Annotated in this window: 4 protein-coding genes; all 4 read right to left on the bottom strand. The window is 68.5% G+C overall.

What is annotated here, in order from left to right; all coding sequences use genetic code 11:
- Positions 1 to 330, bottom strand: a 330-nt coding sequence (locus HMPREF0058_RS13130; RefSeq protein ID WP_006548052.1) for a variant leucine-rich repeat-containing protein, incomplete at its 3' end; no start/stop codon positions are given.
- Between the two features lie 174 nt (positions 331 to 504).
- Positions 505 to 1,197, bottom strand: a complete 693-nt coding sequence (locus HMPREF0058_RS02280; RefSeq protein ID WP_034235935.1) for a TetR/AcrR family transcriptional regulator — start codon at positions 1,195 to 1,197, stop codon at positions 505 to 507.
- Positions 1,198 to 1,239: 42 nt separating this feature from the next.
- Positions 1,240 to 1,767 carry a (deoxy)nucleoside triphosphate pyrophosphohydrolase gene (locus tag HMPREF0058_RS02285; protein WP_006548054.1) on the bottom strand — a complete coding sequence of 176 codons (528 nt, stop codon included), beginning with the start codon at positions 1,765 to 1,767 and terminating at the stop codon, positions 1,240 to 1,242.
- A gap of 157 nt (positions 1,768 to 1,924) precedes the next feature.
- On the bottom strand, positions 1,925 to 2,478 hold a 554-nt coding region (locus HMPREF0058_RS12970), incomplete at its 5' end, for a hypothetical protein (protein ID WP_211205880.1).

A 2,478-nucleotide genomic window follows, 5' to 3' on the forward strand; every position in this document is an offset into this window, starting at 1 on the left:
GGCGGAGGCCGCAGAGGTGGCGGAGGCGGTCGACGACGTCGCAGCCTCGGTCGCGGGGAAGGCAGCGGTCGGGATGGGGGTGGGCAGGGCCTGCGTGGGGCCGCCGGCCTGGGATGGGGACTCGGCGGCGCTACCGCGGGAGGCCAGGGCGGCGTTGATGGCGGGGTCTCCGAGCCCTGCGAGCCAGTCCAGCAGAGCCGGGTAGGTACGGGGGTTGGCAGCGATGTAGGGGCGCAGCCCGGGGTAGTTCTGAGCGAGCTCGTGCAGGGTGGCGAGTTCGGCATTCGGGTCGCTCGCGCGTGCGACGAGATCGTCCTGAGACCGAGACATGCTGTGTCCTCCTGAGTTGTGCCCACCATGGCACGCGGGATCCGCTGCCGAAGGGTCGGGGCTCGCGGCGTGGCCGGAGACTGGCGCACTCCGACTGGACGAGCCTACCTGAGTAGCGCAGGCTCAGCCTTGTGCGGACTCGGCTGCGCGGCTGGTGCTGAGAGCGGGCCGCCGTCAGCCTGCGGCGGCGACGACCGACAGCGGGCTGGCCTGCACTCCCTCAACGGGCTCGGTGCTGGCCGTCTGCTCGATCGCCGGCACGGCGTGCGCGGGGACCTCGGCGCCCACGGCCCGCAGGATGAACACGTCCAGCGCCTCCAGGTAGGCCGAGCGGGCCTGCGCCTGGAGGGGGGTGGGGCGGCCTCCCATGATGGCGGCGTGGATGAGCGGGATGACGATGCTGGGGTCCTGCTGCGGGATAGCGCCCTTGTCCATCGCGTCAGTGAGGATCTGGGAGAGCATCTGCATCATGAGACCGGCGTGGGCGCGCAGGCGTCCGGCGGTGTCCCGGGACACGGAGTGCGACAGCGGGCCGTAGGTGGGGAAGTGGTAGTGGCGCTTGAGGAGCGCCTGCTGGCGCACGTAGACGCGCAGCCGGTCGATCGGGTCCTCGATCCCTGCCAGGGCGCGGGAGAGCTGCTCGGAGTAGCGCGCAGTCTCGTACTCCATGAAGGCCAGGAGGAGGTCCTCCTTGTCCGCGAAGTGGTTGTAGACGGCGGTGCGGCCCACTCCGGCGTGGGCGGCGACGTCGGACAGCGTGATCTTGTCGAAGGAGCGCTGGCTCATGAGCTCGGACAGAGCGTCAAAGAGCGCCGTGCGCATCCGCTCGCGGTGCTCGGCGAGTGAGCTCCCCATAATTTTCGGCATGAGGGAACCCTAACCTAGAAAGTGACGGATCAGGGAACGGTGTCACAAAGACGTGACGTGCGGGGTGCCCAGGGTGGCGAGGACGGCCTCCAGGACGGGCAGGTCCGCCGGCAGCCAGGGTAGCGTGCGGGCCTGCTTCAGCCCGACCCATTCCAAGGACTGGTGTGCGCTGCCCTGTGTGGGGCCGTGGGAGGGATCGGCGGGTTCGGCCAGCCACACGCGCATGCGGTAGCCGTGCATGGCGGGCCAGGCGGGTTGGTTGTCCTCAGGCCAGGCGGGATCGACGAGGTTGGGCATGGGCACGGGGAGGGCAAGTAGGGGAGCGGGAACAACCTCGGCACCCAGGTGAACTGACAGGCTGATCTCCTCGCGAAGCTCGCGGGCCAGCGCCTGCGTGGGCGTCTCGCCAGGTTCGACCTTGCCGCCGGGCAGTTCGTACTGGCCTGCGTGCTCGGCGGGGTAGGAGCGGGCGGCGCACAGCATGGCGGTGGGGTGGGCGAGGGAGTCGACAATCGCGGCAGCCGCCACCAGGCGCGAGGGGCGAGGTGAATCGGGTGAGGAGGAGCTCATCGCCCCCAGGCTAGCGCCCCTCTTCCGTCGCTTTAGGCCGTCAACAGTCGGTTGCCATGCTTGCCGCACTGGTATCGACTGTTGACGGCCTAAAGCGACGCCTCGCCCCCGCCTGCGCCCCTCCCTGGGCTTCCGTGGCCTGCGCTGACGGCTGCTGCTAGGGATGGAGTCGCACCAAGCTGGTCCGAGGTTCCCAACGCCACCGCGTTCCTAAGTGGTCAGTGAACTCAATCGAGGCGACATGGTGCTTGGTGCTCTTGGTGACCGGGACAACCTCGGGTGCGCTGTCGGGTGTGATGGGGTCGGGCAGCCCCCAGCCTCGGGAGGCCCTGGCCTCCACGAAGTACTGCCCTGGTGGGAGTGCCTCGATGGAGATGGGCATACAGCCCTCCGCTGTAGCGCCGGTCCGGTTGGCTGGGGCGATGATCTTGATGTCATGAAAGACGGACGAGTCCCGCGATGAGCTGGAGATGACAAGGCCCCAACGCTCGCCATCGGTAGCCCGCCACGCTTGCAAGGAACCGGCGATCAGTCGTCGCTCCCGCTCTTGGTCGCGGGCGTCCCGTTCGCGCTCGAGTGATTCCATGCGCAGGTAACTGGCATTGTCCTCGCGTAGGCGTTGTTCCTCGAAAGCGTGGCGGGCCGCCTCGTTTCTGCGAGTCTCATTTGCGGATGTTTGTGCAATTCGGTTCGCCCATAAGGCGATCACGG

Source organism: Actinomyces urogenitalis DSM 15434 (assembly GCF_000159035.1).
GTDB lineage: Bacteria > Actinomycetota > Actinomycetes > Actinomycetales > Actinomycetaceae > Actinomyces > Actinomyces urogenitalis.

Excerpts from the sequence above, each read along its gene's own strand:
- HMPREF0058_RS02280 (WP_034235935.1), bottom strand. The coding sequence starts at position 1,197 with ATGCCGAAAATTATGGGGAGCTCACTCGCCGAGCACCGCGAGCGGATG.
- HMPREF0058_RS02285 (WP_006548054.1), bottom strand. The coding sequence starts at position 1,767 with ATGAGCTCCTCCTCACCCGATTCACCTCGCCCCTCGCGCCTGGTGGCG.